Raw genomic sequence first — 24,856 nt, 5'->3', positions numbered from 1 at the left:
CCATAGGGAGAGGTCGGCGCCGCTTGGCGCCGGGTGAGGGGTTACAACCTAACGTGCGGGCGTACCCCCTCACCCCAACCCTCTCCCCATGGGAGAGGGGGCAGTCCGCGCTTGAGTTGGAGGCATAGCCCATGGAAAACATCGCATGGATGGCCTGGACCTTGCCTACCGCGATTTTCTTCGTGCTGTTGGCGATCACGCTGGGCACGATGACCTGGCTTGCCGCCCGCTATCCCGAAGCCGAACGCGTCGGCATCCTGCGCATTCCGACCACGCGCGGCGACCGGCTGTTTATTTCGCTGATCATGGCCGCCGTGATCCATCTGTTGTGGATCGGCTTTGTCGGCACCGACACCATCGCCACCATTCCGCATGGTGAGAACGGCATTGAATTGTCGAGCCTGTGGCTCGCTACCGTGATTTCGCTCGCCTCGGCCGTCGCGATCTTTCGGACGGTCTGACGAACGAAAAAGAGCAGATCCGGGGGCAACCCGGGCCTGAAACGCTTATCGCTGTAACGGAGGAAACAACATGCGATATACCGAAAGACGAAAGAGCAGTTTGGGCAGGACCCAACTTTGGATGATGACAAGCGCCGTCGCGCTGACGGCGGCGTCATTTACCGCGCCTGCCTTCGCGGATGAAGCCGCCGCCAAGAAGTGGATCGACGGCGGCGAGTTTCAACCTTCGACGTTGACCAAGGAACAACAGCTGAAGGAAATGGAGTGGTTCATCAAGGCCGCTGCACCCTTCAAGGGCATGGAGATCAACGCGGTCTCCGAAACCCTGACCGTGCACGAATATGAATCGAAGACGCTGGCCAAGGCGTTCGAGGAAATCACCGGCATCAAGGTCAAGCACGACATCATCCAGGAAGGTGACGTCGTCGAAAAGATCCAGACCCAGATGCAATCCGGCAAGAACGTGTACGACGCCTGGATCAACGATTCCGATTTCATCGGCACCCATTTCCGCTACGGCCAGGCCGTCGACCTGACGGAGTGGATGGCCGGCGAAGGCAAGGACGTCACCAATCCCGGGCTCGACGTCGACGACTTCATCGGCAAGTCGTTCACGACAGCGCCGAACGGGCATCTGTTCCAGTTGCCCACCCAGCAGTTCGCGAATCTCTATTGGTTCCGCTACGACTGGTTCTCCAATCCGGAGTACAAGGCCAAGTTCAAGGCCAAATATGGCTACGACCTCGGCGTTCCCGTGAACTGGTCGGCCTACGAAGACATCGCCGAGTTCTTCACCAACGACATCAAGGAAATCAACGGCGTCCGCGTCTATGGCCACATGGACTACGGCAAGAAGGATCCCTCGCTCGGATGGCGCTTCACCGACGCGTGGCTGTCGATGGCCGGCAGCGGCGACAAGGGCATCCCGAACGGCTTGCCGGTCGATGAATGGGGCATCCGCATGGAAGGCTGCCGCCCGGTGGGTTCGTCGATCGAGCGTGGCGGCGACGTCAACGGCCCGGCGGCGGTCTACTCGATCGTCAAATATCTCGACTGGATGAAGAAATATGCCCCGCCGCAGGCGCAAGGCATGACCTTCTCCGAATCCGGTCCGGTTCCGGCGCAAGGCAATATCGCCCAGCAGATCTTCTGGTACACCGCCTTCACCGCCGACATGGTGAAGCCCGGCCTGCCGGTGATGAATGCTGACGGCACGCCGAAATGGCGGATGGCACCGTCGCCGCATGGCGCGTACTGGAAAGAGGGCATGAAGCTCGGCTACCAGGACGTGGGTTCGGTGACGCTGTTGAAGTCGACCCCGGTGGATCGCCGCAAGGCAGCCTGGCTCTATCAGCAGTTCATCATCTCCAAGACCGTGAGCTTGAAGAAGAGCCATGTCGGCCTCACCTTCATCCGTGAATCCGACATCTGGGACAAGAGCTTCACCGAACGTGCCCCGAAGCTCGGCGGCCTGATCGAGTTCTACCGCTCGCCCGCGCGCGTGCAGTGGACCCCGACCGGCAACAACGTGCCTGACTATCCGAAGCTTGCACAATTGTGGTGGCAGAACATCGGCGATGCGTCGTCCGGTGCGAAGACGCCGCAGCAGGCGATGGATTCGCTGGCAGCAGCGCAGGACTCGGTGATGGAACGTCTGGAGAAATCCGGCGTCCAGGGTGCCTGCGGACCGAAGATGAACAAGAAGGAGACGGCCGAATATTGGTACGCCAAGTCGGCCAAGGACGGCAACGTCGCCCCGCAGCGCAAGCTCGCCAACGAAAAGCCGAAGGGCGAAACCGTCGACTACGACACCCTGATCAAGTCGTGGCCGGCCACCCCGCCGAAGCGCGCCTCGGCGAATTGAGACCAAAAGTATCGTCATGGCCGGACTTGACCCGGCCATCCACGACTTAACGAAGGCCGGGAGCAATCCCGGCCTTTTTTCTTTCGTCATTGCGAGCGAAGCGAAGCAATCCATGACCGCAAAGCAAGACTGGATTGCTTCGTCGCTGCGCTCCTCGCAATGACGGGATGGATGCCTATCCCGCCATTGACCGCCTGCCGCCATCACCGCACGATGTCCGGCGCGATATCCAGGAGCCCTACCATGCGTATGACATTTCGCTGCGATCCGGCGCTGTCGGATCATCTGCCGCGGCCGGTAGCGGCGCGCGCGAGTTTGCCGGATTGGCTGCGCGCGATGCCGGCCAAGGCGCATTCGGAGATTCACGGCCGCGAGATCCGCACCGTGAAGCAATGCCCGCCCTTCATCGACGCCATGGCGTACGGCGTGATGATCCTGTTGCCGTGCGATATCCATGTCGAACGCGGCGCGTTTTCGTGGGCGTGGGATATTCCGGAGCCCGCGACCTCAGGCCATCCGCGCGCGCCCTTAAGCTTTCACGTCGCGGCGCAGTTTCCCGATGCGCCGTTCGCGCGCGACGATCAGGCCGCGATCAAATTCAACAGTTTCTGGACCGTCGAGTGTGAGCCCGGCTGGTCGCTGTTCGCGACCCATCCGGTCAATCGCGACGATCTGCCGTTTCGGCTGATCTCGGGGCTGGTGGACGCCGATCGCTTTCACGACGGCGGCATCAATTTTCCGGCGATCTGGACGAATGCGGATTTTTCCGGCGTGCTCCCTAAGGGCACACCGGTGGCGCAGTGCTTTGCGGTGCCACGCCAAGCGCCGCAACTGGTGTTCGAAAGCTTCGATGGGGCGCACAAGGACGCCTATTCGAAGACGGTCGGCGAAGTGCTGGCGACACCCGGCGTCTATCGCAAGCGATTTCGCGCGCGGCGAGGGCGGTCAGCCGCCGAGTAGAGAACGCCGCAGCGCCTCTTGATCCAGCCACAGCCGGCCATGCGGCGCCGAGGTCAGCGCCATCGCGATGGTGCCGAAGGTCGATGGGCGCAGCCGATAGGCCCGCGCATAGGCGGCCATCGCGCCGTCGAGGTCGCCGAGCTCCTGCAGCACCACGCCGAGATTGAGTGCGGCCTCGGCATGATCGGGTTTTATATCGCAGGCTTTGCGATAGGCCGCGGCCGCTCCATTGGGGTCGCGGAGATCCTGGCGCGCGAGACCGAGATCGAACCAGACCGAGGCGGGCGCATCAAGTGCGACCGCGCGTTCGAGCAGCGCGACCGCACTGGTGTGATCGCCATCTTCCCAGGCCAGCCGTCCGAGCCGGCTCGCGGCTTCCTGATGTTCCGGAATGACCTTTGCAATCGCGCGCCAGGCCTCGCGCGCCTGTGGCTTGAGGCCGGCCTGGTCCAGCGTCCGCGCCTTCTCGAGAAATGCCTCGCGCTGCGGCGCAATCGCGATCGCGCGGTCGAGATGCGCCAGTGCGCCGTCGAAATCATCGGCCGCGCGCGCGATCCTGGCTGCAAGCAGATAGGCCGCGGCATTGCCCGGGCGGTTTGTCAGGCTGGTTTCGATATGCCCGCGCGCCGATTGAATCTCGCTTTGGGAAAACAGCACGGCGGCCAGCAGATGGCTGAGCATCGGGTCGCCGCGCCAGCGGACCAGGCCCTGTTCGCAGAGCTTTCGCGCTTCGTCCGGCTTCCCCGCATTGAACGCGGCGGTGGCGCGGCGAACGGTGTCCTCGGCGGTGGGTGCGGGCATGGGCGGATCGCCGTTCCAGATTGACGACCCACCTTACCGCGTCATTGCGAGCGAAGTGAAGCAATCCAGAAGCCTCAAAGGAAGCCTGGATTGCTTCGTCGCAAGTGCTCCTCGCAATGACGAACGCGGACGTCGATCCTACTGCGCCGCGTCCAGCGCTTCGCTGAGGGCGGGGTAGTCGGTGTAGCCCTTGGCGCCGCCGCCGTAGAAGGTGTTCTTGTCGTAGGGGTTGAGCGGCGCGCCGGTCTTGAGGCGCTCGACCAGGTCGGGATTGGAGATGAACGGCTTGCCAAAGGCGATCAAATCGGCCGCGTCGGCCGCGAGCACTTTTGTCGCGAGTTCGAAGTCGTAGCCGTTGTTGGCGATGTAGGCGCCCTTGAAGCGCTTGCGCAGCGAGGCGTAATCGAACGGCGCGATGTCGCGCGGGCCGCCGGTGGCGCCCTCGATGACGTGGATATAGACCAGCTTCAGCGCGTTGAGGTGATCGACGATGTAATCGAACAGCGCCTGCGGGTTGGAGTCCGAAGCGTCATTGGCCGGGGTCACCGGCGAGATCCGGATGCCGGTGCGCTCGGCGCCGATTTCGGCCGCCACCGCTTTGGAGATTTCCAGCATCAGTCTGGCGCGGTTCTCGATCGAGCCGCCATAGGCATCGGTGCGCTTGTTGCTGCCGTCCCTGGCGAACTGGTCCAGCAGATAGCCGTTGGCGCCGTGGATCTCGATGCCGTCGAAACCTGCCGCGATCGCATTCGCCGCACCGCGCTTGAAGCTCTCGATGATCCCAGGGATTTCCTCCAGCGCCAGCGCGCGCGGCTCGGAGACGTCGGCGAAGCCGTTGTTGACATAGGTCTTGCCCTTGGCGCGGATCGCCGAGGGTGCCACCGGGGCTGCGCCGTTCTCCTGCAGCGCGATGTGCGAGATGCGGCCGACGTGCCAGGCTTGCAGGAAGATGCGCCCGCCGCGCTCGTGCACGCGGTCGGTGACCTTGCGCCAGCCCGCGACCTGTTCCTTGGAGTAGATGCCGGGGGTGTCCTGATAGCCCTGGCCCTGTTGCGACACCTGGCTGGCTTCGGAGATCAAGAGGCCCGCGCTGGCGCGCTGCCCGTAATACTCGGTCGCGAGCGGGCTCGGCACCAGCCCCGCGACCGCGCGGTTGCGGGTCAGCGGCGCCATCACGAACCGGTTGGGCAGGGTGAGGGGGCCAAGCTTATAGGTGTCGAACAATTTAGTCGGCGTGCTCATTTGTTTTTTCCGGGAAGTTGCAGATGCTGGAAAGGTGGGCATTGCGGTGCGGCATGGCAATGGCCCTCGATCATCGGCAGCCTATCACGATAGTGCGCGTTGAGCAGCCGGTACCGTCATAGCGTGTATGCGCGCCGACATAGGATAGTCTTTCCGGAATCGGCGAGGATGCAGCATAAGCCACTTCCAGGTTCGTCATTGCGAGGGACGCTCCTCGCAATGACGCGGAGGCCTCACACGCCCATGAAATCGCGCTTGCCGATTTCGACACCGTTGTGGCGCAGGATGCCGTGGGCAGTGGCGGCGTGGAAGTAGAAATTCGGCAGCGAAAAATTGCTCAGGAACGCCTGGCCGTTCAGCGTGGCGGTCTTGCCGCCACCTATGCCAAAGGTGACGTCCCTGGTTTCCGCGCCCTCGAATTGCGCCGGCTTGAATGCCTTCACATAGTCGATGGTCCGGGCCAGCCGCTGCCGCAATTCCTCGAACGTCTTCTCGGTGTCCGGCGTCGACGGCACCTCGCTCTGTGTCAGCCGCGCGCAGCCTTTTGTGGCGTAGTCGGACACGAACTGGACCTGGTTGGTGAACGGCAGCATGTCCGGATAAAGCCGCGCGGAGAGCAGCACCTCGGGAGCGATATTCTTTGCCTTGCAATGCGCCTCGGCCTTGTCGAGCACGCGGGAGAGGCTGCCGAGAATTTGCAGATAGGCCGGGACGGTAGCGTCGTAGAAAGACATGCGGTGCTCATTTCGTTGGGTGGAATGTTGTTCTGCAGGGACTGCACTACACGAAATGGGTCTGCTGCGGCGAATTGCAACGCTGGCCTTTTTCTCCCTCCCCCTTTGCGGGGGAGGGTTGGGGTGGGGGGTGGCCACAAGCTCAGTGCTTGGAGATCCCCACCCCCTACCTCGCCGCGGTGCCGCCGCGCATCCGGGCCAGCAACTCGGCGGTCGGCCAGGAATCCGCCGGCAGGCCAAACTTGATCTGCATCGCCTTCACCGCGCTGCGGCTTTGCTGGCCCATCACGCCGTCGACCTTGCCGACGTTAAAACCCGCGCGCACCAGAAGTTGCTGCAACTCGCGCAATTCGTTGAACGGCAATTGCGCCACTGCCACAGCCGGCCTGCGAAGCGGCGCTGCCCCCGCGATGCGGCTGGCGAGATAGCCCGCGGTGGTCGAATAGATCAGCGAGTTGTTCCATTCGGTGTAGGCCGCGAAATTGGCATAGGCCAAAAACGCCGGGCCGTTGCGACCCATCGGCAGCAGCAAGGACGCCGGCATCTCGTCGTTCGGCAGCGGCTTGCCGTCCGCATAGGTCACGCCGAACGACGTCCATTTCGAACGCGGCAGCTGGATCGTGAGATCCGCCTGGTCCCAAGGTAAATTCGCGGGCGCGCGGACTTCCTGCAGCCACGGCTCGCCGCGCCGCCATTTCAACCCGTTGGCGATGTAGTTCGCGGTCGAGCCGATCACGTCGGCCGGGCTGCGCAATAAATTACGACGGCCGTCGCCGTCGTAATCGACGGCGTAGGTGAAATAATGCGTCGGCAGAAATTGCGTCTGGCCGAGTTCGCCGGCCCACGACCCCACCATCTCGTCGGGCTCGAGATCACCGCGATCGATGATCTTCAGCGCGGCGATGGTCTCGTTCTCGAACATCTCGGAGCGGCGGCAATCATAGGCCAGCGACACCAGCGAGCGCAGCGTCGGCAGATCGCCCATGTTGGCGCCGAAATCGCTTTCCAGTCCCCAGAACGCGGCGATCACCGCTGGCGGCACGCCATATTCCTTTTCGGCGCGCGCGAACGCCGCCTGATAGGTCCTGATCCGCTCCTGGCCCTGCTGCATCCGGTAGGGTGCGGCCATGCGGCCGGCGAACGCGGTGAACACCTGCCCGAACACGCGCTGGCCGCGGTCGCGATTGACGATGCCCTGATCGTACACCAGCCCTGGCGAAGCCTCCGCGATCGCGTGTTGCGATACGCCGGCGGCAACGGCCTTTTGCTTCAGCTCGGCGAGGAAGCGATCGAACGAGAGGCCGTTATGGCAGGCCGCCGCGCTTCTCGCGGGAGCGGCGGGACGCGGTACGGCGGTGACCGGTTTCAGTGGAGGCGGGAACGGCTGCTGGGCGGAGGCGGTGGACGCTATAGCGGCAAATGCCGCGATCAGCGATGCTGCGATTTGGTTTCGACGGCAATGGATCGGCATCAAGATCAGTCCCAAACTTAAAGCGCGCGCAAAACCTTCCATACGATGGTTTGCGCCCGTGCCAAAGCCGGACGATGGCTCATGGCGGCATTTTCAGCAAGCGGGAGCGTTTTCCAGCCAACGGGTCGCGCGAAGAAAACGCGTCAAAACAAAAGAGCTGCTGCCGGTTACAAATGGATCACGCCGAGGCGGGCGGCGTGGGCGACGACGTCGGTGCGCCCGGTGGCATCGAACTTTTCCAACAGCGAGCCGACGTGGAATTTCGCGGTGTGCACCGAAATTCCCAATTGCCTGGCGATCGCCTTGTTCGAGGCGCCCTCGGCCAACAGCACCAGCACGTCCTTTTCGCGCGGGGTCAGGCCGAGATCGGATTCCGGCGCCGGTTGGCGGACGATTGCGAGGTCGGCCGGTTCGCTGCCCCGCGCGAGCCGGATCCCGCTGATGTTGCCGAGCAGGCGCGCGAGGCGCTCGGCGATGACGGCATCGTTCACCTCCACCGAAATGACGAGATCGCCGGCATCTTCAATCATCCCTGGGGTCTTTCGCCGATCGACACCGCGATGGTCGAAGTCGTGCCGCCGCGCGTGACCAGAAGCTCGACAGATGTTCCGACGCTTTCGGGACCGAGCGCGCGCAGCAGGCTTCGCACGCCTTCGACAGCTGTGCCGTTGATCGCGGTGATCACATCGCCCTGCAGTATGCCGGCTTTCGCCGCCGGCCCGTCGGCATCGACGCTCATCACCATCGCGGCCGGCTTGTGGTCGGAGGTGCGAACCGCCTGAAGGCCGAGGCCGAAATAGCCGCGCGGCATCCGCCCGTGCTTTTCCAGCGTGGCGGCGACGCGCTCGATGGTTTTGGCGGGGATTACGATGGTGCGGCGCGGACCACGCACCGCCATGCCGAACGCGTTGCCGTGGGCATCGAGCGCGGCCGCGCCCTGGCCGCCGCGCCGCAACGCGACGTCGAGCTCCAGCCGTGCATCGATATCGCCGCCGCGCATGCTGCGCCACGGACCGGCCGCGCGCGACACCACGCCGAGCGTTGCCGTGGCGCTGCCCTCGGCGGCGCCGACCACGACCGAAAGGCTGCCCGCCACGGGATAAACGCCGGCAAGCGAGAGTGCCGGCAAATCGGCGCGCTCGATCCGCAACAGCGCAATATCGGTGGAATGGTCGCGGCCGACGCGCGTGGCGCGGATGCGTTCGCCGCCCTGCGGCTGCACGAACACCTCGCCCTCTTCGGCGAGCGCTTCTTCCGCGGTGACGATCAGGCCGGGCCGCCACACGAAACCCGAAGCCAGCGAATGGTGTGACACCACCGAGACGATGTGGCCGGCGGTCCGTTCGACGACGGCGGAGATCGAGTGAGAAAGCGCGCTCAGGGCTGTTTCGGTCATGTCGGTCATAGATGGTCTCCCGGTTGCATTCCCGCAATGTGCGGGACCCCGGCAAACGCCGCTACTGCCCGGCTGGCTAGGTGCGTGGCTCGGCTTGCATGATCTGCGCACCTCTGGAGCAGGATCATTATTGATCGAATCGGCCGCGATCTCCCTTCACCTCTCCCTTTGGGAGAGGTGAAGAGAAGCGCGCGCGGTTAATCTAATCCAATCTCACCCCGCGCGCCTCACGCCGCGTAATACCCGCCATCGACCACTTGCGCGGCGCCCGTCATGAATGAGGCCTTGTCGGAGCACATCCACACCACGGCTTCGGCGATCTCTTCAGGTGTGCCCATGCGGCCCATCGGAACTTTCGCCAGGATCTCGGGCCCACGGGTTTCCACGGCCTCCTTGGTCATCGGCGTGGTGATATAGCCGGGATTGACGCAGTTCACCCGGATGCCATCCGGCGCATATTCCATCGCGGCGGATTTGGTCAGGCCGACCACGCCATGCTTGGCCGCCACATAATGCGACGAGGTGCGCAGGCCGATCAGGCCGGCGATCGAGGCGGTGTTGACGATGGCGCCGCCACCTCCTTGCGCCAGCATCTGCGCGATCTCGTGTTTCAGGCACAAAAACACGCCGGTGAGATTCACCGCGAGCATCCTGTCGAATGAGTCCTGGCTCAGTTCATGGACGCGCTGACCGCCCGGGCCGACGGCGCCGGGCGCGATGCCCGCATTGTTGAAGGCGCAATCGAGCCGCCCGAAGGCTGCGACCGTGCGCGCCACCATCGCGGCGACATCGGCTTCGCGGGTGACGTCGCCGCCGATCGCAATCGCCTGGCCGCCGGCCGCGTTGATCAGCGCGACGGTCGCGGCAGCACTGTCCTCGCCGCGGTCGGCGACCGCCATGCGGGCGCCCTCGCGGGCCATTGCGACTGCGGTCGCGCGCCCGATTCCCGAGGCGCCGCCGGTCACCAGCGCGACTTTTCCGTCAAGTATTCCCGTCATGTTTCATTCCCTTTGCTTCGACTCTCATTCGGTCGGTTAGCGTTTTCGGTCGGTTGGCGTTGCCGCAAAATTTTTCGATTTTCTGCGGATAGAACACATCCTCTTATACCACCGCGCGCCGCTGCGGCTCAAGCGAAGCGGTTGGCGAACGCGGCGCCCGCGCGGCAATGTCAAGCTTAACGCGTGAGTGTCGTTGCGACGGTTGCCAAAACGGATAAGCGTGCCGTCGAGGCAGCGAACTTGTCCTGGCCCAGTTTCGATAGAATTTGGCTCGGCGATGGCGCCTGCTTGTTCCGCTTTGTCGAGGTCCGCCATGCCAAAACTGGTCTTGAGGATTTTTTTGTACGCGATGGCCGCGATCGGCGTCGGCGTTCCGTTGTCTGTCATCGCGTTCGTCGGCCTCGCGCTGGTCGGTTTTTAGCGTGGGCCTCGCCAACATGAGCACGTCGCACAACAGCGCCAACTCCAACAATGTAAAACACTGGAAAAGCCCGGCCTGGACCGGGACCTGGCATCTCTGGCGCGTTATTATCCCGCGCCGGTCGATCACCGGAAAACTGCTGCACGGCGTCGTGTTGCGTCGGCATAATGGCCGGCACTGGATCTACAAGCGTTACGTCGAATTCGACGAGCCGACCTGAACGCAGGCCATCGCGGAACCTGGCGGCCGCGTCATCCGCCATCTTCGAAATCAAGAGTGCAAGAGTGACTAGATGCTGACGCTTTACGAAATCCTGAGCCAGGGCCCGGTTGAACGACGCGCGATCGGGCGCACCATCATCAACCGGCAAGCGCTGCTGTTCTTTACCGGACAGCGCGGCGTCCATGGCTGCTGCGTGCGCGACATCACCAACCATGGCGCCGGCATCCGGCTCAACGGCCTCAACATGGTCCCGCTCGACTTCGACGTGTCCTTTGACAATTTCCGCAGCGTCCGCCGCTGCCGCCTGATCTGGCGTGAAGGTGATTTCGTCGGTGTGACGCTGATGAGCTAGGACTGCGGCCTACGCCGCGAGCCGCTCCAGCAGGTCGCGCACCAGCCCACTCAGCAGATCGAGCTTGTAGGCCGTCATCGGCAACGGATTGGCGCCCTTGCTGGCTTGCCTCGCGGCCTCGGCGATGATCGCGGCGCTGGCGGGGGCGTCTTGCAGGATGGTTTCGGATGCCGACAGCCGCAACGGCACCGGGGCGACGCCGCCGGCGGTGATGCGGACGAACCGGAACGCGCCGTCGGTGATCACCGCGCGGGCGCAGACTTCAGCCAGCGGCCATTCGGCGTAGCTGCGGCTGATGGCGCGCTTGTAGAGCGCGCGCTCGCCGCGGAGCGGCGGCGGCAATGCGATCCGTTCGATCATCTCGCCCGGTGCGAGGGCGTGGTCGGCGGCACCATCGGAGCCGTCACCCAGCACTTCGTCAATCATCAGCCCGCTTCGCTGGTTGGTGGTGATCTCGGCGTCATAGGCCAGCAAGGCCGCAGCCATGGTCGAGGGATGCGGGGCGACGCAGGGGCCGAGGTCGAAGGCCACGCCGTACAGATGATTGCCATCGCGCGACGGACAATCCGATCCGCCTTTCTTCAGGCAGTCGATGTGCGGATTGCGGAAATACCAGCAGCGCGAGCGCTGCGCGATGTTGCCGCCGAGCGTGGCGAGATGACGGATTTGTGGCGTGGCAAGTTCCTGCGCCGACGCCGCGACGCCTGGATAGGCGGCGGCGAGGCGGAGATCGATCGCCATCGTCTCGATGGTCGTCAGCGCGCCGATCCGGGCTGTGCCGTTGGCGTCCCATTCGATTCCGGCAGCATTCGGTGTTGCCGCGATATCGATCAACGGCCCCTGCGAGAGACCGCTGCGCCGCCGTTCGGAAAGGTCGGTGCCGGCGGCGCGGAATTCGGCTGGCGGAGCCGGGATGCTGATGGCGGATGTCATGCGGCGATCCTTGCTTTGAGCGCGGCGATCAGGCGGTCCGGCCTGATCGGAATCTCGGTGAACCTGATACCGGTGGCGTTGCGGATCGCATTGGCGAGGGCGGGCGAGGTCGGCACGGTGGCGACCTCGCCGATCCCGACGCTGCCGCCGAGCACATGATCGAAGCCGCCTTCGTCGAAGTGGACCTCGAACTCCGGCGTGTCGGCGATGCCGGGGATGCGGTAGTCCTCCATTCCCGCGCTCAGCACGTCGCCGGTGCGTGGATCGGTCTCGCGCGCTTCGTAAAGCGCGTAGCCGAGGCCCTGGATCACGGAGCCGGTGGCCTGGCTGCGGGCCAATGCGGGCGCTGCGATCTTGCCGACCGCAATGCCGGTATGAACGCTGAGCACGCGTACATGCCCGAGCCAGGTGTCGACTTCGACCTCGATCACCTGCACCGAACTGGGCACACCGGCGCCGACCGCGATGTTGGCGAATTGCCGCATCATCCAGCCGAACACGATGCCCATGAAGCCGACGTCCCGCAGCGGCGACCGCAAGCCCGGCTCCGTGGGCTTGCCGTCCTCCGGCCGTTCGGCGGCTACGACAAGATCGGGCGCCGCCGCGATCAGCTCCCTCCATGGTGCGTTCGATCCCACGACCGGCGCGCGCTGCGCTTGTTGCTCGATCGCGGTCTTGAGCTTCTGCACGGCTAGCAGGATCGGCGGCACCACGGACGCGGTGGAGCGGCTGCCGCCGGCACCTGGTCCTTCGGGCAAACCGGAATCGCCGATCCGTACCTCGATGTCGTCGGGCTCGAGCCCGAATTCGCGCGCCACCGTATTGGCGATCACGGTGCGGCTGCCTTGCCCGATGTCCTGCGTCGCCGTGCTCGCGATGATGCGCCCACCCTTGACGGCAAGCTCGATCTTCACCCCGGGCTGCCAGAGATAGAGCCAGTATCCGCTTGCGACGCCGACGCCGCGACGATAGCGCCCGGTTTGCGGCGCCGTCCGCGCAGCGTTGCGCCAGACGTCGAGCGACGACGCCCAATCATACAGTCGCTGGCGATTGCGGTCGGGGTCCCAGCGTTTACGCAACGCGATCGGATCGATCTTCATGCGCAGCGCCGCCTCGTCGATCGCCTGTTCCAGCGCGAACGCCATCGGCGGGCCGCCGGGGCCGCGGAACGGTGCGCCGGGCGGCAGATTGCTGATGACGTCGAAATCGACCAGGTCTTTGGCTTCCGCCGGATAGATCAAGCGGGCAAGGGCTGCGAGCGTCGAATTGGTGGCGGCGCCGGTGTCGGCGTGGGCGGTAAGCGAAAGCGCTTTGAGGTCGCCTTGCGCCGACGGCAGCAGCGCGATCTTGAGCTCCGCCGCCGGCCGATAGCCGGTGACGGAAAGCTCCTCATGCCGGTCATAGGCGATGCGGACCGGTGCCTTGGCCTCGCGCGCGAGATCGATCGCCGCCGTCGTCTCGATGCCAAGTGCGCCTTTGGAGCCGAAACCGCCGCCGACATGCTCGGCGATGACGCGGATCTTGTCGTGGGCGAGCTTGTAGCGTTTTGCCAAAAGCTCCATCACGTGGAACACCGCCTGCGTCGAGACATGCACCGTCAGCCGATCGCCATCGAAGCGGGCGACGGTCGCGTGCGGTTCGAGACAGGCATGCTGTTGCGTGGCGGTGCGGAACGTTTCCTCGACCAGCAGCGGGTTTTGCGCAGCGCGCGCATCGGCAATCCAGCCGCGCGCCTTCTTGGCCTTCTGCGAGAACGGCGAAGACGGACCCCTGATATTGCCGTTCCACGACGCCGGTCCCCCGGGGCCTTCGGAAACGTTGCCGGCCTTCTTCCGATTGGCTTTCTCGAACACGACCGGCGCATCGGGCCTGCGCGCCGCATCGAGCCCGATCACCGACGGCAGGCGTTCGCTCGAGATCCGAATCGCGGCAATCGCCGCCAGCGCTATTCTGCGGTCTTTGGCGGCGACGGCGGCGATCGGCTGGCCGACAAAGCGCACCATACGGTCATCGCCGAGCAGGGAGATCACGGCCGCGACGCCGGGCACCGCCCGCGCCGGCGCAAGGTCCAGCTCGACGGTCCGCGCATGCGCGAGCTGCGAGCGCAGGATGACGCCTTCGAGCTGTCCGTCGTGGCGGATGTCGACGGTGTATTTCGCCGACCCCGTGACCTTGGCCCGCGCCTCGACGCGCGGCGAGGCGAAATGGTCGCCGTCGAACTGGCCGGAGCAGGCCGCGGCGACCGCGCGAAAAATTCCGTCATAGGCGCCGCAGCGGCACAGATGTCCTGACAGCGCCGCGCCGATCTCCTCGCGCGACGGCACGGCCGTTCCTTTCGTCGCGCGCCAGCGATCGTGGAAGGCCACAGCCTCGACGACAAAACCCGGCGTGCAGAATCCGCATTGCAGGGCGTCGTGCGCCATGAAGGCTTTCTGCACCGGATGCAGGTCGGTTGTGCCGACGCCTTCGATCGTCGTCACCGACTTGCCGGCCGCGGCACGTGCCGGCATCAGGCAGCTCACGACAGGGGCGCCATCCACCAGCACGGTGCAGGCACCGCAGACGCCGGCGCCGCAAACCAGCTTGGTCCCGGTGAGATCGAGGTCATCCCTGATGACGTCGATGAGAAGCGCTTCGGGATGGTCGGGGAGGGGAGCAATGCGGCCGTTGATCGTCATGCTGCTCATTTGCGATCTCCAGGTTTGCGGATGGACTTCTTCGTGGCTTTCGGTTTTGAAGGGCGTGGCGCCGGCGCAACGGCGCCGGCCACCAGCGTTCGCACCATGGTGTCGAGGTCGGCGAGAAAGCCCTTCAAGGGCTGCATCGCCGGGTTCATCGACTTGGCGCCGTTGATCGCCATCTCGACGCAGCGCGCAAGTTCGCGCGGCGTCATGCCTTCGCGCATCGCCAGGTGCTGCTTGCGGCAGACCCTTTCGATCGTCGCCGCAACCCGCGCCAAATAGAGTGCGGCATATTGCTGGTAGAGGTCGCGTGCCTGGAGCAGATGCTCGGAAAGCAACTCCTCGACATGGGGCGAGCCCTCGAAGGCGGTAATGAGATGCGTGAGCCGGCCGCCGACCTCGGCGAGGATGATATCGACAAGCCTGCCGTCGGCCGCCTCCGCAGCCTCGGCCGCGGCGGTTCCGGCGGCCAGTGCTGCCTTGTAGGCTCGTTCGATCACGGCCCGGAACAGCGCTTCCTTGGATTTGAAATGGTGATAGAGCGCCTGCCGCGTCAGCCCGGCCGTCTCCGCGGCCTGCTCGATCGACGAGCGGCGGAAGCCGTGGCGCAAAAATACCAGCGTCGCGGCATCGAGGATGCGGTCCTGAGGCTTCATTTGACGAATTTTACAGTTTTGATAGAAATGTAAAGTGACGAAAGCGTGAGTGCGACGGCGGCCTCGTGCAACGGCTTCGCCGCTATCCTGTGTCCAACCCCTTTCAGGCCTTCGCGTCATTTCGGATTTTCGGAAATTGTTCTTGACTCTCGATCCAAATCAGATGCTTAATCTTCGCATCCCGTCCCGAGAGAGGGGGCGTTGGCCATCGTCACTGACGTTGGGGCGGGGAGCGGTGGACGCGAAAGCTGCGACTGACGAGCGTGGCTGAAGCGTACGGCAAAGTCGTGTGGTCCTGACGCCCCAATGGCTGGTGTCAAATTCCTGGGAAGCTCACGCTTCTTGGGGGTGACGGTGACAAGCAAGCCAGGTCTCGCCGGGGAGAGCACGATATAAGCTGTAAAACCATTGCGCAGGGAAGGCCGGAGTGTTTCCGCTGAACCTGTATGCTCATGTGCGTTTTTTTTATTGCCTTTGCACATGAGACCGCGGGTGCAGCGCGCACCCGGTCTTCCCTGCGCCCTCTCTCTTTTTGAGGGCAAACAAATTTGCAAAACTCGGGCGCAGTGTCTCGCGAGAACATGAGGCTGTGTCTCGAACCATCAACGTCATTGCGAGGAGCTCTTGCGACGACCTGTCCGCCGTAGCCGTTTGGCGAAGGCGGAAGCAATCCAGCTCTTTCTGTGCGGCCCCTGGATTGCTTCGCTGGCGCTCGCAATGACGGCGTTGGAGCGCACCATGCTCTCAATCGTCATCGTCCGCGAAGGCGGACGATCCAGTATTCCGAGACGCCAGTGATGGAATCGAGAACTCGCGGCGTACTGGATACTCCGCCTTCGCGGAGTATGACGGCTCTTTGTGGAGCTGCGCGTACGGCCACACTCGTCATGCTTGGCCCCTTACAACTCCCTCGCATTGCTGAACGCAAACGAGCTCACCCGTCTTGTGTTCTCATCCAGGATCAGCGTGCGTGTGATCGGCGGTTCGGCGCGCTGGCTGCAGTTTTCGCGTTCGCAGAGCCGGCAGTTGACGCCAATCGGAGTGCCTTCGGTTTTGTCCAGGTCCATGCCGGTGGCGTAGACCAGTTTTGCGGCGTGGCGGATTTCGCAGCCGAGGCCGATGGCAAAGCGCGGCTGCGGCTGCGGGTGCGGCGCCACGGGCCGGCGCAGCATCTGCGCGATCGAAAAATATCTCGCGCCGTCGGGCAGCTCGATGATCTGCTTGAGCAGGCGGTCCGGCGTGTCGAAGGTCGAGTGCACATTCCACAACGGGCAGGTGCCACCGAATTTCGAGAACGGAAACGTGCCGGAGGAAAACCGTTTCGACACGTTGCCGGCATTGTCGACCCGCAGCAGAAAAAAGGGAATGCCGCGCGCGTTGGGCCGCTGCAAGGTGGTGAGGCGATGACAGACCTGTTCGAAGCCGGCGTTGAAGCGTTGCGCCAGCACATGCAGATCGTAACTCAGCGCCTCGGCCGCGGCATGAAATGCCTGATACGGCATCATCACCGCGGCGGCGAAATAATTCGCCAGCGTGATGCGATAGAGCCGTCGCGGGTTGTCGTCGAGCGGGCCGGCGCGGCCGACGATGGTTTCGAAATGCGCGGCGCATTCGGCAAGCCCGATCTGGAACGCAAGCTGGAAGCCGCGGCCGGGACCGTCGATCAGTTCCGAGATCAGCAATTGCCGGCGATGCCGGTCGAACCGCCGCAAGGTCTCGCGCATCACGTCGACCGGCATGATGCGGGTGACGATCGAATGTTTTTCACGCAGGCGCGCCGCCAGCGCCGCGAACAGGCCTTCGGCCGGCACGTTCAGCTCATCGCGCAGGCTTTCCGCGGCGGCCTCGAGTTCGGGGAAATAATTGCGGTTGGCCTCGATCAGGTCGCGGACGCGCTCGATCGGATTGGCCTCAAATCGCGTGCCTTCGTCGCGGTCGGCCATTTGCGCCGCGACCATGGTCTCGCCGCGGCGGGCCTCGGTGTAGGCGGCATAGAGCCGTTGCAGCGAATGGGTCACGCCCGGGCAGAGTTCGGCGAGGTCGCGCAGCTCCTGCTTGGGCAGGTCGATCTGGCGAAACAGCGGATCGGAAAAGATTTCGTTGAGCTCGGCGAAAAACCGGTCCTCGTCGGCGGTAGCGAGGTCGCGCAGATCGAGGTCATAGGTCTCGGCCAGCCGCAGCAGGATCTGCGCCGTCACCGGGCGCTGGTTGCGCTCGATCAGGTTGATGTAGCTCGGCGAGATCCCAAGCCCCTCGGCGATCTGGGTTTGCGACAGCCCCAATTGCTGGCGGATGCGCCGGAAGCGGGGCCCGACGAACAGCTTTTTTCCGGAGTCGGTGGCCATGAGCGTGTTCCTGCGAATTCAGCCCACTTCGCCCCCCCGCAAGCGGGGCGAGGAAGTTGGATTTCCGTCGATTTGTGACAATTATTACAATATTACATCTATGACAAGTCGTTATGTTACATAACATCACGATTGAATGACAAGCTATCTATACGAATTCAACAGTTTCGCGTTTAGCTCTCGGTACGTTTTGCAACGCACTGTCAAGAATGTCGATTAGAGGGATCACGCATATGAACTACCAGCCACGTGGGATCAGCGACCAGGCACTCCAGGGACCGGCCTCCTATCTGAGCGAGATCGGCGCTGCTGAAGCCCTCCTCAAGGCCCAGCCGACCTGGAACGGCGTAACCGCCGAAGCCGTCGCGCGTATGCGGCTGCAGAACCGCTTCAAGACCGGCCTCGACGTCGCCCGCTACACCGCGGCGCTGATGCGCACCGACATGGCCGCCTATGATGCGGACACTACCAAATACACCCAGTCGCTCGGCTGCTGGCATGGCTTCATCGCCCAGCAGAAGCTGATTTCGGTGAAGAAGCATTTCGGTACCACCGATCGCTGCTATCTGTACCTCTCGGGCTGGATGATCGCGGCGCTTCGCTCCGAGTTCGGGCCGCTGCCCGACCAGTCGATGCACGAGAAGACCTCGGTGCCGGCGCTGATCGACGAACTCTATACATTTTTGCGTCAGGCGGACTCCCGTGAGCTCAACGACATTTTCCGCAACCTCGACGCCGCCCGCAAGGCCGGCGACAAGGCAAAGGAAAAGGCGCTGATCGAAAAGATCGACGGCTTCCAAACCCACGTCGTGCCCGTGATCGCCGACATCGATGCCGGCTTCGGCAACGCGGAAGCGACCTATTTGCTGGCCAAGAAGATGATCGAAGCAGGTGCATGTGCGCTGCAGATCGAAAATCAGGTCTCCGACGAAAAGCAGTGCGGCCACCAGGACGGCAAGGTGACGGTGCCGCACGAGGTGTTCCTGGCGAAGATCCGCGCCTGCCGCCACGCCTTCCTTGAACTCGGCGTCGAAGACGGCGTCGTCGTGACCCGCACCGACTCGCTGGGCGCCGGCCTGACGCAGCAGATTGCCGTGAGCCAAAAGCCGGGCGACCTCGGCGATCAGTACAACAGCTTCCTCGACTGCGAGGAAATCACCGCCGACAACGCCCGCAATGGCGACGTCATCATCAACCGCAACGGCAAGATGATGCGTCCGAAGCGGCTGCCCAGCAACCTCTATCAGTTCCGTGAAGGCACTGGTCAGGACCGCTGCGTGCTCGACTGCATCACCTCGCTGCAGAACGGCGCCGACCTGTTGTGGATCGAGACCGAGAAGCCGAATATCGAGCAGATCGCCAAGATGGTCGATCGTGTTCGCGAGGTGATCCCGAACGCGAAGCTCGCCTACAACAATTCGCCGTCGTTCAACTGGACGCTCAACTTCCGTTGGCAGGTCTACGATGCGATGAAAGAAGCCGGCAAGGATGTCAGCAAGTACAACCGCGCCGAATTGATGAAGGCCGACTACGACGCCACGCCGCTGGCGATTGAAGCCGACGAACTGATCCGTACGTTCCAGGCCGATTCAGCCAAGCGCGCCGGCATCTTTCACCATCTGATCACGTTGCCGACCTATCACACGGCAGCGCTGTCGACCGATAACCTCGCGAAAGCGTATTTCGGCGAACAGGGCATGCTGGGCTACGTGAAGAACGTTCAGCGTGAGGAAATCCGTCAAGGTATCGCCTGCGCCAGGCATCAGAACATGGCGGGCTCCGATATCGGCGACGATCACAAGGAATATTTCGCCGGTGAAGCAGCTCTCAAGGCGGGCGGCGCCCACAACACGATGAACCAGTTCGGCTAACGGCAACAGCAGGAGACGATCATGACCAAAAGCAGCAATTTCTGGGTGATTGGCGGCGAATTCGGTTCGATGAACTTCCACAAGCTCGTGGAAGGGTCAGCCCAGGTTCAGGGTCCGTTCGGCACCCGCAAGGAAGCCGAAGACGCTTGGCGTACGGTCTCGGAAGAGAACCGGCACAAGGCCGGCGTGCGCTTCTCGATCGTGGAAGAGCCGAGCCGCGCACACGCCTGATCGGGCGTCATCCCGTCGGCCAATGGCCGACCGGACAGATGAGGACAACGAGCTAAGAAGAAGCGTCCAAGGGCGATCGCGGCCTCATCCGGGCAATCCGGGTGGGGCCGCATTGCGCTTGTCAGGCTCCCCTGGCGAATTGGCCTGTGGATGGACTAAAGACGCAAGCTATTGCAATTAAACGATCTTTGCGGACGAGGGTGGTTACTGATAGGTTAACGGTAAGTACCGTCGATCAGGACAAAGGCCACCGAGCGATGTCAGACGCGCAAACCACCGGGAGTTCTGCCGTCGGCGACCAGCCCCCGATGCGGCTGCGCGACGCGCTGCGAAAGGCACGGATCGAGGCGGCCGATCGCACCGGCGTCGTGGTCGATCTGCGTGATGCCGAAGTGGCGCGGCTCGAAATTCTCAACGAGGCGCTCGATCCGCTGTTCGGGCAAATTCCGGAGAAGGTCGATCTGTTCGATCGCGGCATCAGCCAGGGCGACACGCCGCGGCTGTGGATCGACGTCGTCGCGCACATCCTGATGGGGCGCGACAAGCGGATCTATCGGCTGGTGCAGGACACAAGGTTCGGCCGCATCGTGCTCGCGGAATCGCACGACGTCGCGGCGATGGTCGATGCCGTCACCGATTATGTCGCGCGCCGCCTGATCGAGCGCGAGCATGCGCTGGTGGCGACGCCGATGATCGAGCAGCCCAAAGCGGTCGAGAAGCCGCGCCGCGGCAGGTTCTGGAGCTTCGTGCTGGGATTCCTGCTCGGTGCGCTGGCGCTGTTCGGTCTCGCGCTGCTGGCAAGCCTGCGCGATCTCTGATCGTCACACGATCTCTGATCGCGAGCGTCTAGATCAAGGGTGGCTGTTCTGGGTCGACGCCGCGAGCAGCGGCATCGCCTTCTGCCATTCGTCGGAGCCGAGCTTGGTGGCGACAACGACGAGCGTCACCGCGAGCAACAGCCGCAGCGCGGTTTCCGGCACCCGGGTCGCGAAATAGCTGCCGATGACGATGCCGGGCAGCGATCCCGTGAGCAGCACGCCCATCAACTGCCAGTCGATCGAGCCCATCGCCCAATGCCCGATCCCCGCGACCAAGGTCAGCGGCACCGCATGGGCGATATCGGAGCCGACGATACGCGCCATCGGCAGCCGTGGGTAAAGCAGCAGCAGCGCGGTGACGCCCACCGCGCCGGCCCCGACCGATGAGATCGAGACCAGCACGCCCAGCGCTACGCCCACCACCACCGTGGCCCAGGCGATGGTGCGGTCGTCGAGCCGCTCCAGGCGCTCGCGAAAGAATTCGAGGATGGTCTTGCGGAAGATCAGCGAGGTCGCGGTCAGGATCAGCGCGAACGCCAGTACGACATTGACGAGGCTGCGGGCGGCGCCACTGTTGAGGTCGAGTTGCGACAACGCCACCAGCGTCAGGATGCTGGCCGGAATGCTGCCGCTGGCGAGCCGGAGCACCGCCGGCCAGTGGATGCTGCGCGCGATATTGTGGACGATGCTGCCGCCGGTCTTGGTGGCGGCGGCATACAGCAGGTCGGTGCCGACCGCGGTGGAGGGGTGAATACCGAACAGCAGGATCAATAGCGGCGTCATCAGCGAGCCGCCGCCGACGCCGGTCATGCCGACCAGGAGGCCGACGCCGAAGCCGGAAGCGATGTAAAGCGAAGCGATGGACAAGGAGACCTCAGGGTTGCAATCCCCGTGACGTAGGATGAACGTTACGGCAGCGGCAAGTGCGGCAGGGAAAAAAGAACGATCGCACCGTCGATCGGACCTGGGGGGTGATTTATCCCCGTCCGACCGCATGCGGCGAAATTAACTCACTCAGGCCCCGCCGGTTCCGCATCGGCAAACATTACCTCTAAATTAGTCGGGTTTGGCTCAACTGCCGGATGCGCAATTCGCCGTCGATGCCTCGGACGGTCTGGAGGCATCGCCAGGCGTCGCCGTCGCGTTCAATCGAGAACAAATTATAGGCCGCAGCCGGGTAGCGGCCGTGCGCCAGCGCCGAGGCTGAGGGAACCCCGATCGCGGGGATGGTGCCGCCCGGGCCATCGATCCACATCGTCGAATGAATGTGGTCATGGCCGTGCAGGATCAGCTCCACGCCGTGCTGCTTCAACAGCGCGCGAAGCTCGCCCGAATCGGTCAGCCGCTTGGCGCGCGAAGCCGAGCGCAGCGGGTGATGGATCAAAAGCACGCGAAACAGCCGTTCGGTGGCAATCCGGCCCAGTAGCCTATCGAGCGCCTCGAGCTGGTCGCGCCCGAGCCATCCGGTTGCCATCAGCGGCGGGGTCGGCACCGCCGACGATACCCCGATCAGCGCCAGCGGACCGCGCCGGCGCAGGACTGGAAATGTGCCGCGATCCGAAGCGTCATCGCCATCGAGATAGCTTGCGAATGTCTCCGAAAAGCGACGCCGGGTCGCGCGAACATAGGCGTCGTGATTGCCGGGCACGATCGAGACGCGATCCGGCGAACCGACCGCTTCGAGCCAGGTCCGTGCGGGTTCGAATTCCGCTTCGAGCGCGAGGTTGACGAAATCGCCGGTGACGGCGATATGATCCGGCGCTTGTCCATGGATGTCCGACACCAGCGCGTCGAGCACGTCGCGCCGCTGGTATTTGTGGCGGTTGCGGGTCCAGTTGAGATAGCCGAGCGCGCGTTTGCCGACGAGATCCGCAAGCCGGGCTGCGGGCAACGGCGGCAAATGCGGGTCGGACAAATGGGCCAGCGCAAATGCCGCCATCACAAAAGCCCGATTGCGCTGCCGGTGCGCGTGACCCCCAGCACGATCATCTGGTGATATCCCTTTGAAAACCTGCCGTGTATTGGCAAGTTGGACGCCGGGACGCAAGGATCAACCAGGATAGAAGGATCAGCCAGGATGATTCGAACTCGGAAACGGAAGTGGCGATGACCGGACGGAGCCTGCGACAGCGATGTGAACCGGCGCTGCGCGGGCTGTTTCATCTGTATTGGCGGTTCGCCCGGGGCATGACGCTGGGCGTTCGCGCCGTCGTGCTGGATGGCGATGACAGGGTGTTTCTGGTCAAGCACAGCTACGTCTCCGGCTGGCACCTGCCGGGCGGCGGGGTCGAGGTCGGCGAGACCTTCCTCGAGGCGCTGCGGCGCGAATTGATGGAAGAAGGGCGCATTGAATGGCGCGACGAGCCGGTGCTGCATGGCATTTTCCTCAACAGCCACGTGTCCCGGCGCGACCATGTCGCGATCTATCTGGTTCGGCATTTCAGCCAGGATCGCTTGCCCGAGCCCAACCGTGAGATCATCGCCTGCGGGTTCTTCGCCGCCGCAGCGCTGCCGGACGACACCACCCGGGGCACACGCCAGCGGATAGCGGAAGTGCTCGAAGCAAAACCGAGAATCGCAACCTGGCGCTAGGGTTTCGGCGCGCTTGCCGGACGCTTCCGATTGCGCTTGGATGCCGCAAATCCTCCCCACACAGGTCGTGATGAACATCGAGCCCGCGCCACCGACGATGCGAACTTGGAAGGTCGCCAGCGCCTTCGTTTGCCTCGTGATTCTACTCAGCAATATCTGGACGATTTCGCGCTGGAACGAGAGCCGGGGCGTCTACGACGATATCTGCTATCTGCGGCAGGCCCATTTGTTCCAGAGATTCGGGCTGGGCGGTCTCGATACCAATATTGTTCGTGACGACGACCATTATCTGGCGTCCAAATTGAAGGCGATCGGCTACGCCGCCTGGAGCGATCCGGCGATGGCGCCCTGCCACAGCGTGATGCCGGCGACGCAGCGGCGGGTGATGCAGTACCCGCCGGGGACCGGCTTCGTGCTGGCGCTGTTTCCGGCCGGATTTCAGGTGATCCCGCTGTATGTCCTCGCCAACGTCATCGTCTTCGGCTTCGCAGTGCTGGGAATCTTTCAGGCGCGCCGCGGCTCTGCCGTCCTGCTCGCGGCGTGCTTCGGCTTCCTTGCGATCTATTTGATGATCAACCCCACCAAGGCGAGCTATTCGATGGCGCCGACCATGGTGCTGTGCGCGGTCGCAGGATTCTTCACCGCGAAACTGTTTGCCGCCGAGCGCCATCGGATCATTCTGTCGGCGCTGACCGGTTTGTTGATCGGCGTGGCGGTGAATTTCAGATTGCCCAATCTGTTTCTCGCGTCCGGATATGGCCTGTTGTTCGCTGGCTGGTTTCTGCTGGAGCGCAAGCGCGAAACCTTCCTGCAAGCCTCAGCTTTCGGAGCCGCCTGCCTGTTGGGGATGGCGCCGACGCTGCTGGCGAACGCGATCAATGCCGGCAGCCCCTTGGCGACGACTTACGCGGGCGTCGACGTGACGCCGCCTGAATTCAGCTTTGGCGTCATCCGCCAATATGTCATGGACATGCAATTCGTCCTGCTGGTGCTGGCCACCGGATGGACAGCCTTCATCCTGCGCCTGCGCAGCGAGACCGGCCTCCGGCGAACGGCGCTGGTGGTCGCGGGAAATCTGCTGGTAAATCTCGCCTTCTTCCTGAGCCACCCGCTGTTCGAGCCATATTATACCGTCCCGGTCGCCATGCTCTCGCTGTGGAGCCTGCTGTTTGGCTCGGTGATGGCGCCGGCGGGAGCGATTGTCGAAACCGGGACGATGGACCGCAAGGCTGCTTGATGCTATCTCGCGTTTCCCATGAACGATCTCTCTCTCACGATTCTGCCCGAAATCGCCAATGACGCGCAGGCGATCGAGCGGCTGCACGCGCGGACGTTCGGCCCCGGCCGTTTTGTGCTCAGTGCCTACCGTATCCGCGAGCACGTCGATCATTTGCTTGATCTGTCCTTCACCGCCCGGATAGGGACGCTGCTGGTGGGCTCGGTACGCCAGTTGCCGATCTGTGTCGGCGATACCCAGGCGTTGCTGCTGGGGCCGCTGACGGTCGAGCCGCCGTTTCGCAGCCGCGGGGTCGGCCGGGCGCTGCTGGACCGTGCGCTGAGCGATGCCAAAGCCGCCGGTCATCGCCTGGTGCTGCTGGTGGGGGACGAGCCCTATTACAGCCGCGTCGGCTTCAAGGCGGTCCCGAAGGGACGGGCGACCATGCCGGGACCCGTCGATTACAGCCGCCTCTTGGTCGCGGAGTTGGTGGACGGCGCGTTCACCGATGTGTCCGGTGCGATCCGCCCGGACTGGAGTTATGTGCGGTAGCAATTCATCCGACGACCCGCCCCCGGATTTCATCCGGGG

The 24,856-nt window shown here is 63.8% G+C and carries 26 protein-coding genes; 12 read left to right on the top strand and 14 right to left on the bottom strand.

Going from position 1 to position 24,856, the window contains the following annotated elements; genetic code table 11:
* Positions 1 to 131: 131 nt before the first annotated feature.
* The 4 genes from GSQ88_RS17635 (at position 132) to GSQ88_RS17620 (ending at position 3,285) form a co-directional block, all read left to right on the top strand.
* Complete coding sequence (locus GSQ88_RS17635) at positions 132 to 461, top strand: DUF2160 domain-containing protein (RefSeq protein ID WP_159009023.1); 330 nt, start codon at positions 132 to 134, stop codon at positions 459 to 461.
* Positions 462 to 585: 124 nt separating this feature from the next.
* Positions 586 to 2,325: an ABC transporter substrate-binding protein gene (locus tag GSQ88_RS17630; protein WP_246784850.1), complete on the top strand. Its 1,740-nt coding sequence runs from the start codon at positions 586 to 588 to the stop codon at positions 2,323 to 2,325.
* Between the two features lie 16 nt (positions 2,326 to 2,341).
* A complete protein-coding gene (locus GSQ88_RS17625) occupies positions 2,342 to 2,488 on the top strand; it encodes a hypothetical protein (protein ID WP_159009021.1) in 147 nt (48 codons plus the stop codon).
* A gap of 80 nt (positions 2,489 to 2,568) precedes the next feature.
* Complete coding sequence (locus GSQ88_RS17620) at positions 2,569 to 3,285, top strand: hypothetical protein (protein WP_159009020.1); 717 nt, start codon at positions 2,569 to 2,571, stop codon at positions 3,283 to 3,285.
* Here GSQ88_RS17620 and GSQ88_RS17615 read toward each other — a convergent pair.
* From GSQ88_RS17615 to GSQ88_RS17580, 8 genes are all read right to left on the bottom strand, one after another.
* A complete protein-coding gene (locus tag GSQ88_RS17615; RefSeq protein ID WP_159009019.1) occupies positions 3,271 to 4,086 on the bottom strand; it encodes a tetratricopeptide repeat protein in 816 nt (271 codons plus the stop codon). The genes GSQ88_RS17620 and GSQ88_RS17615 overlap by 15 nt on opposite strands.
* Before the next feature lie 138 nt (positions 4,087 to 4,224).
* On the bottom strand, positions 4,225 to 5,328 hold the full coding sequence (locus GSQ88_RS17610) for an alkene reductase (RefSeq protein ID WP_159009018.1): 1,104 nt from the start codon (positions 5,326 to 5,328) through the stop codon (positions 4,225 to 4,227).
* Between the two features lie 233 nt (positions 5,329 to 5,561).
* Positions 5,562 to 6,062, bottom strand: coding sequence for a DUF1993 domain-containing protein (locus GSQ88_RS17605; RefSeq protein ID WP_159009017.1), 501 nt, complete (start codon positions 6,060 to 6,062; stop codon positions 5,562 to 5,564).
* Positions 6,063 to 6,228: 166 nt separating this feature from the next.
* Positions 6,229 to 7,533 carry a lytic murein transglycosylase gene (locus tag GSQ88_RS17600; protein ID WP_159009016.1) on the bottom strand — a complete coding sequence of 435 codons (1,305 nt, stop codon included), beginning with the start codon at positions 7,531 to 7,533 and terminating at the stop codon, positions 6,229 to 6,231.
* A 167-nt stretch (positions 7,534 to 7,700) separates the two neighbouring features.
* Positions 7,701 to 8,063, bottom strand: coding sequence for a response regulator transcription factor (locus GSQ88_RS17595; RefSeq protein WP_159009015.1), 363 nt, complete (start codon positions 8,061 to 8,063; stop codon positions 7,701 to 7,703).
* A complete protein-coding gene (locus tag GSQ88_RS17590) occupies positions 8,060 to 8,938 on the bottom strand; it encodes a S1C family serine protease (RefSeq protein ID WP_159009014.1) in 879 nt (292 codons plus the stop codon). Before GSQ88_RS17590 ends, GSQ88_RS17595 begins: the two co-directional genes overlap by 4 nt.
* 218 nt (positions 8,939 to 9,156) lie before the next feature.
* Positions 9,157 to 9,927: a glucose 1-dehydrogenase gene (locus tag GSQ88_RS17585; RefSeq protein ID WP_159009013.1), complete on the bottom strand. Its 771-nt coding sequence runs from the start codon at positions 9,925 to 9,927 to the stop codon at positions 9,157 to 9,159.
* 36 nt (positions 9,928 to 9,963) lie between these two features.
* A complete protein-coding gene (locus tag GSQ88_RS17580; RefSeq protein WP_159009012.1) occupies positions 9,964 to 10,314 on the bottom strand; it encodes a hypothetical protein in 351 nt (116 codons plus the stop codon).
* A gap of 50 nt (positions 10,315 to 10,364) precedes the next feature.
* Between GSQ88_RS17580 and GSQ88_RS17575 the strand changes: the two genes are divergently transcribed.
* Both GSQ88_RS17575 and GSQ88_RS17570 read left to right on the top strand, forming a co-directional pair.
* Positions 10,365 to 10,568 carry a hypothetical protein gene (locus GSQ88_RS17575; RefSeq protein WP_159009011.1) on the top strand — a complete coding sequence of 68 codons (204 nt, stop codon included), beginning with the start codon at positions 10,365 to 10,367 and terminating at the stop codon, positions 10,566 to 10,568.
* 72 nt (positions 10,569 to 10,640) lie between these two features.
* On the top strand, positions 10,641 to 10,922 hold the full coding sequence (locus tag GSQ88_RS17570) for a hypothetical protein (RefSeq protein WP_159009010.1): 282 nt from the start codon (positions 10,641 to 10,643) through the stop codon (positions 10,920 to 10,922).
* Positions 10,923 to 10,931: 9 nt separating this feature from the next.
* Here the strand turns inward: GSQ88_RS17570 and GSQ88_RS17565 are convergent, their stop codons facing one another.
* From GSQ88_RS17565 to GSQ88_RS17550, 4 genes are all read right to left on the bottom strand, one after another.
* On the bottom strand, positions 10,932 to 11,855 hold the full coding sequence (locus GSQ88_RS17565) for an FAD binding domain-containing protein (RefSeq protein WP_159009009.1): 924 nt from the start codon (positions 11,853 to 11,855) through the stop codon (positions 10,932 to 10,934).
* A complete protein-coding gene (locus GSQ88_RS17560; RefSeq protein ID WP_159009008.1) occupies positions 11,852 to 14,542 on the bottom strand; it encodes a molybdopterin-dependent oxidoreductase in 2,691 nt (896 codons plus the stop codon). The genes GSQ88_RS17565 and GSQ88_RS17560 overlap by 4 nt, the downstream gene beginning before the upstream one ends.
* Positions 14,539 to 15,192, bottom strand: a complete 654-nt coding sequence (locus GSQ88_RS17555) for a TetR/AcrR family transcriptional regulator (RefSeq protein ID WP_159009007.1) — start codon at positions 15,190 to 15,192, stop codon at positions 14,539 to 14,541. The genes GSQ88_RS17560 and GSQ88_RS17555 overlap by 4 nt, the downstream gene beginning before the upstream one ends.
* A gap of 899 nt (positions 15,193 to 16,091) precedes the next feature.
* A complete protein-coding gene (locus GSQ88_RS17550) occupies positions 16,092 to 17,537 on the bottom strand; it encodes a helix-turn-helix domain-containing protein (protein WP_159009006.1) in 1,446 nt (481 codons plus the stop codon).
* 233 nt (positions 17,538 to 17,770) lie between these two features.
* Here GSQ88_RS17550 and GSQ88_RS17545 point away from each other — a divergent pair, with 233 nt between their 5' ends.
* From GSQ88_RS17545 to GSQ88_RS17535, 3 genes are all read left to right on the top strand, one after another.
* The gene (locus GSQ88_RS17545; RefSeq protein WP_159009005.1) at positions 17,771 to 19,408 is read left to right on the top strand and encodes an isocitrate lyase; all 1,638 of its coding nucleotides are present in this window, start codon (positions 17,771 to 17,773) and stop codon (positions 19,406 to 19,408) included.
* A gap of 21 nt (positions 19,409 to 19,429) precedes the next feature.
* The gene (locus GSQ88_RS17540; protein WP_159009004.1) at positions 19,430 to 19,639 is read left to right on the top strand and encodes a DUF4170 domain-containing protein; all 210 of its coding nucleotides are present in this window, start codon (positions 19,430 to 19,432) and stop codon (positions 19,637 to 19,639) included.
* A gap of 257 nt (positions 19,640 to 19,896) precedes the next feature.
* Positions 19,897 to 20,457: a hypothetical protein gene (locus GSQ88_RS17535; protein WP_159009003.1), complete on the top strand. Its 561-nt coding sequence runs from the start codon at positions 19,897 to 19,899 to the stop codon at positions 20,455 to 20,457.
* A gap of 33 nt (positions 20,458 to 20,490) precedes the next feature.
* Here GSQ88_RS17535 and GSQ88_RS17530 read toward each other — a convergent pair whose 3' ends face one another.
* The gene (locus GSQ88_RS17530; protein WP_502706740.1) at positions 20,491 to 21,324 is read right to left on the bottom strand and encodes a sulfite exporter TauE/SafE family protein; all 834 of its coding nucleotides are present in this window, start codon (positions 21,322 to 21,324) and stop codon (positions 20,491 to 20,493) included.
* A gap of 184 nt (positions 21,325 to 21,508) precedes the next feature.
* Positions 21,509 to 22,396: a metallophosphoesterase family protein gene (locus tag GSQ88_RS17525; protein WP_159009001.1), complete on the bottom strand. Its 888-nt coding sequence runs from the start codon at positions 22,394 to 22,396 to the stop codon at positions 21,509 to 21,511.
* A gap of 167 nt (positions 22,397 to 22,563) precedes the next feature.
* Between GSQ88_RS17525 and GSQ88_RS17520 the strand changes: the two genes are divergently transcribed.
* Genes GSQ88_RS17520 through GSQ88_RS17510 form a run of 3 tightly spaced genes read left to right on the top strand, consistent with a single transcriptional unit; the run spans position 22,564 to position 24,817 of the window.
* A complete protein-coding gene (locus tag GSQ88_RS17520; RefSeq protein ID WP_159009000.1) occupies positions 22,564 to 23,049 on the top strand; it encodes an NUDIX domain-containing protein in 486 nt (161 codons plus the stop codon).
* A 40-nt stretch (positions 23,050 to 23,089) separates the two neighbouring features.
* Positions 23,090 to 24,286, top strand: coding sequence for a hypothetical protein (locus tag GSQ88_RS17515; RefSeq protein WP_159008999.1), 1,197 nt, complete (start codon positions 23,090 to 23,092; stop codon positions 24,284 to 24,286).
* 18 nt (positions 24,287 to 24,304) lie between these two features.
* The gene (locus tag GSQ88_RS17510) at positions 24,305 to 24,817 is read left to right on the top strand and encodes a GNAT family N-acetyltransferase (RefSeq protein WP_159008998.1); all 513 of its coding nucleotides are present in this window, start codon (positions 24,305 to 24,307) and stop codon (positions 24,815 to 24,817) included.
* Positions 24,818 to 24,856: the final 39 nt, after the last annotated feature.

Source organism: Bradyrhizobium sp. S69 (assembly GCF_009766005.1).
GTDB lineage: Bacteria > Pseudomonadota > Alphaproteobacteria > Rhizobiales > Xanthobacteraceae > Bradyrhizobium.
The sequence above is the reverse complement of the archived record's forward strand: the minus strand, read 5'-3'. Positions and strand labels throughout refer to the sequence as shown.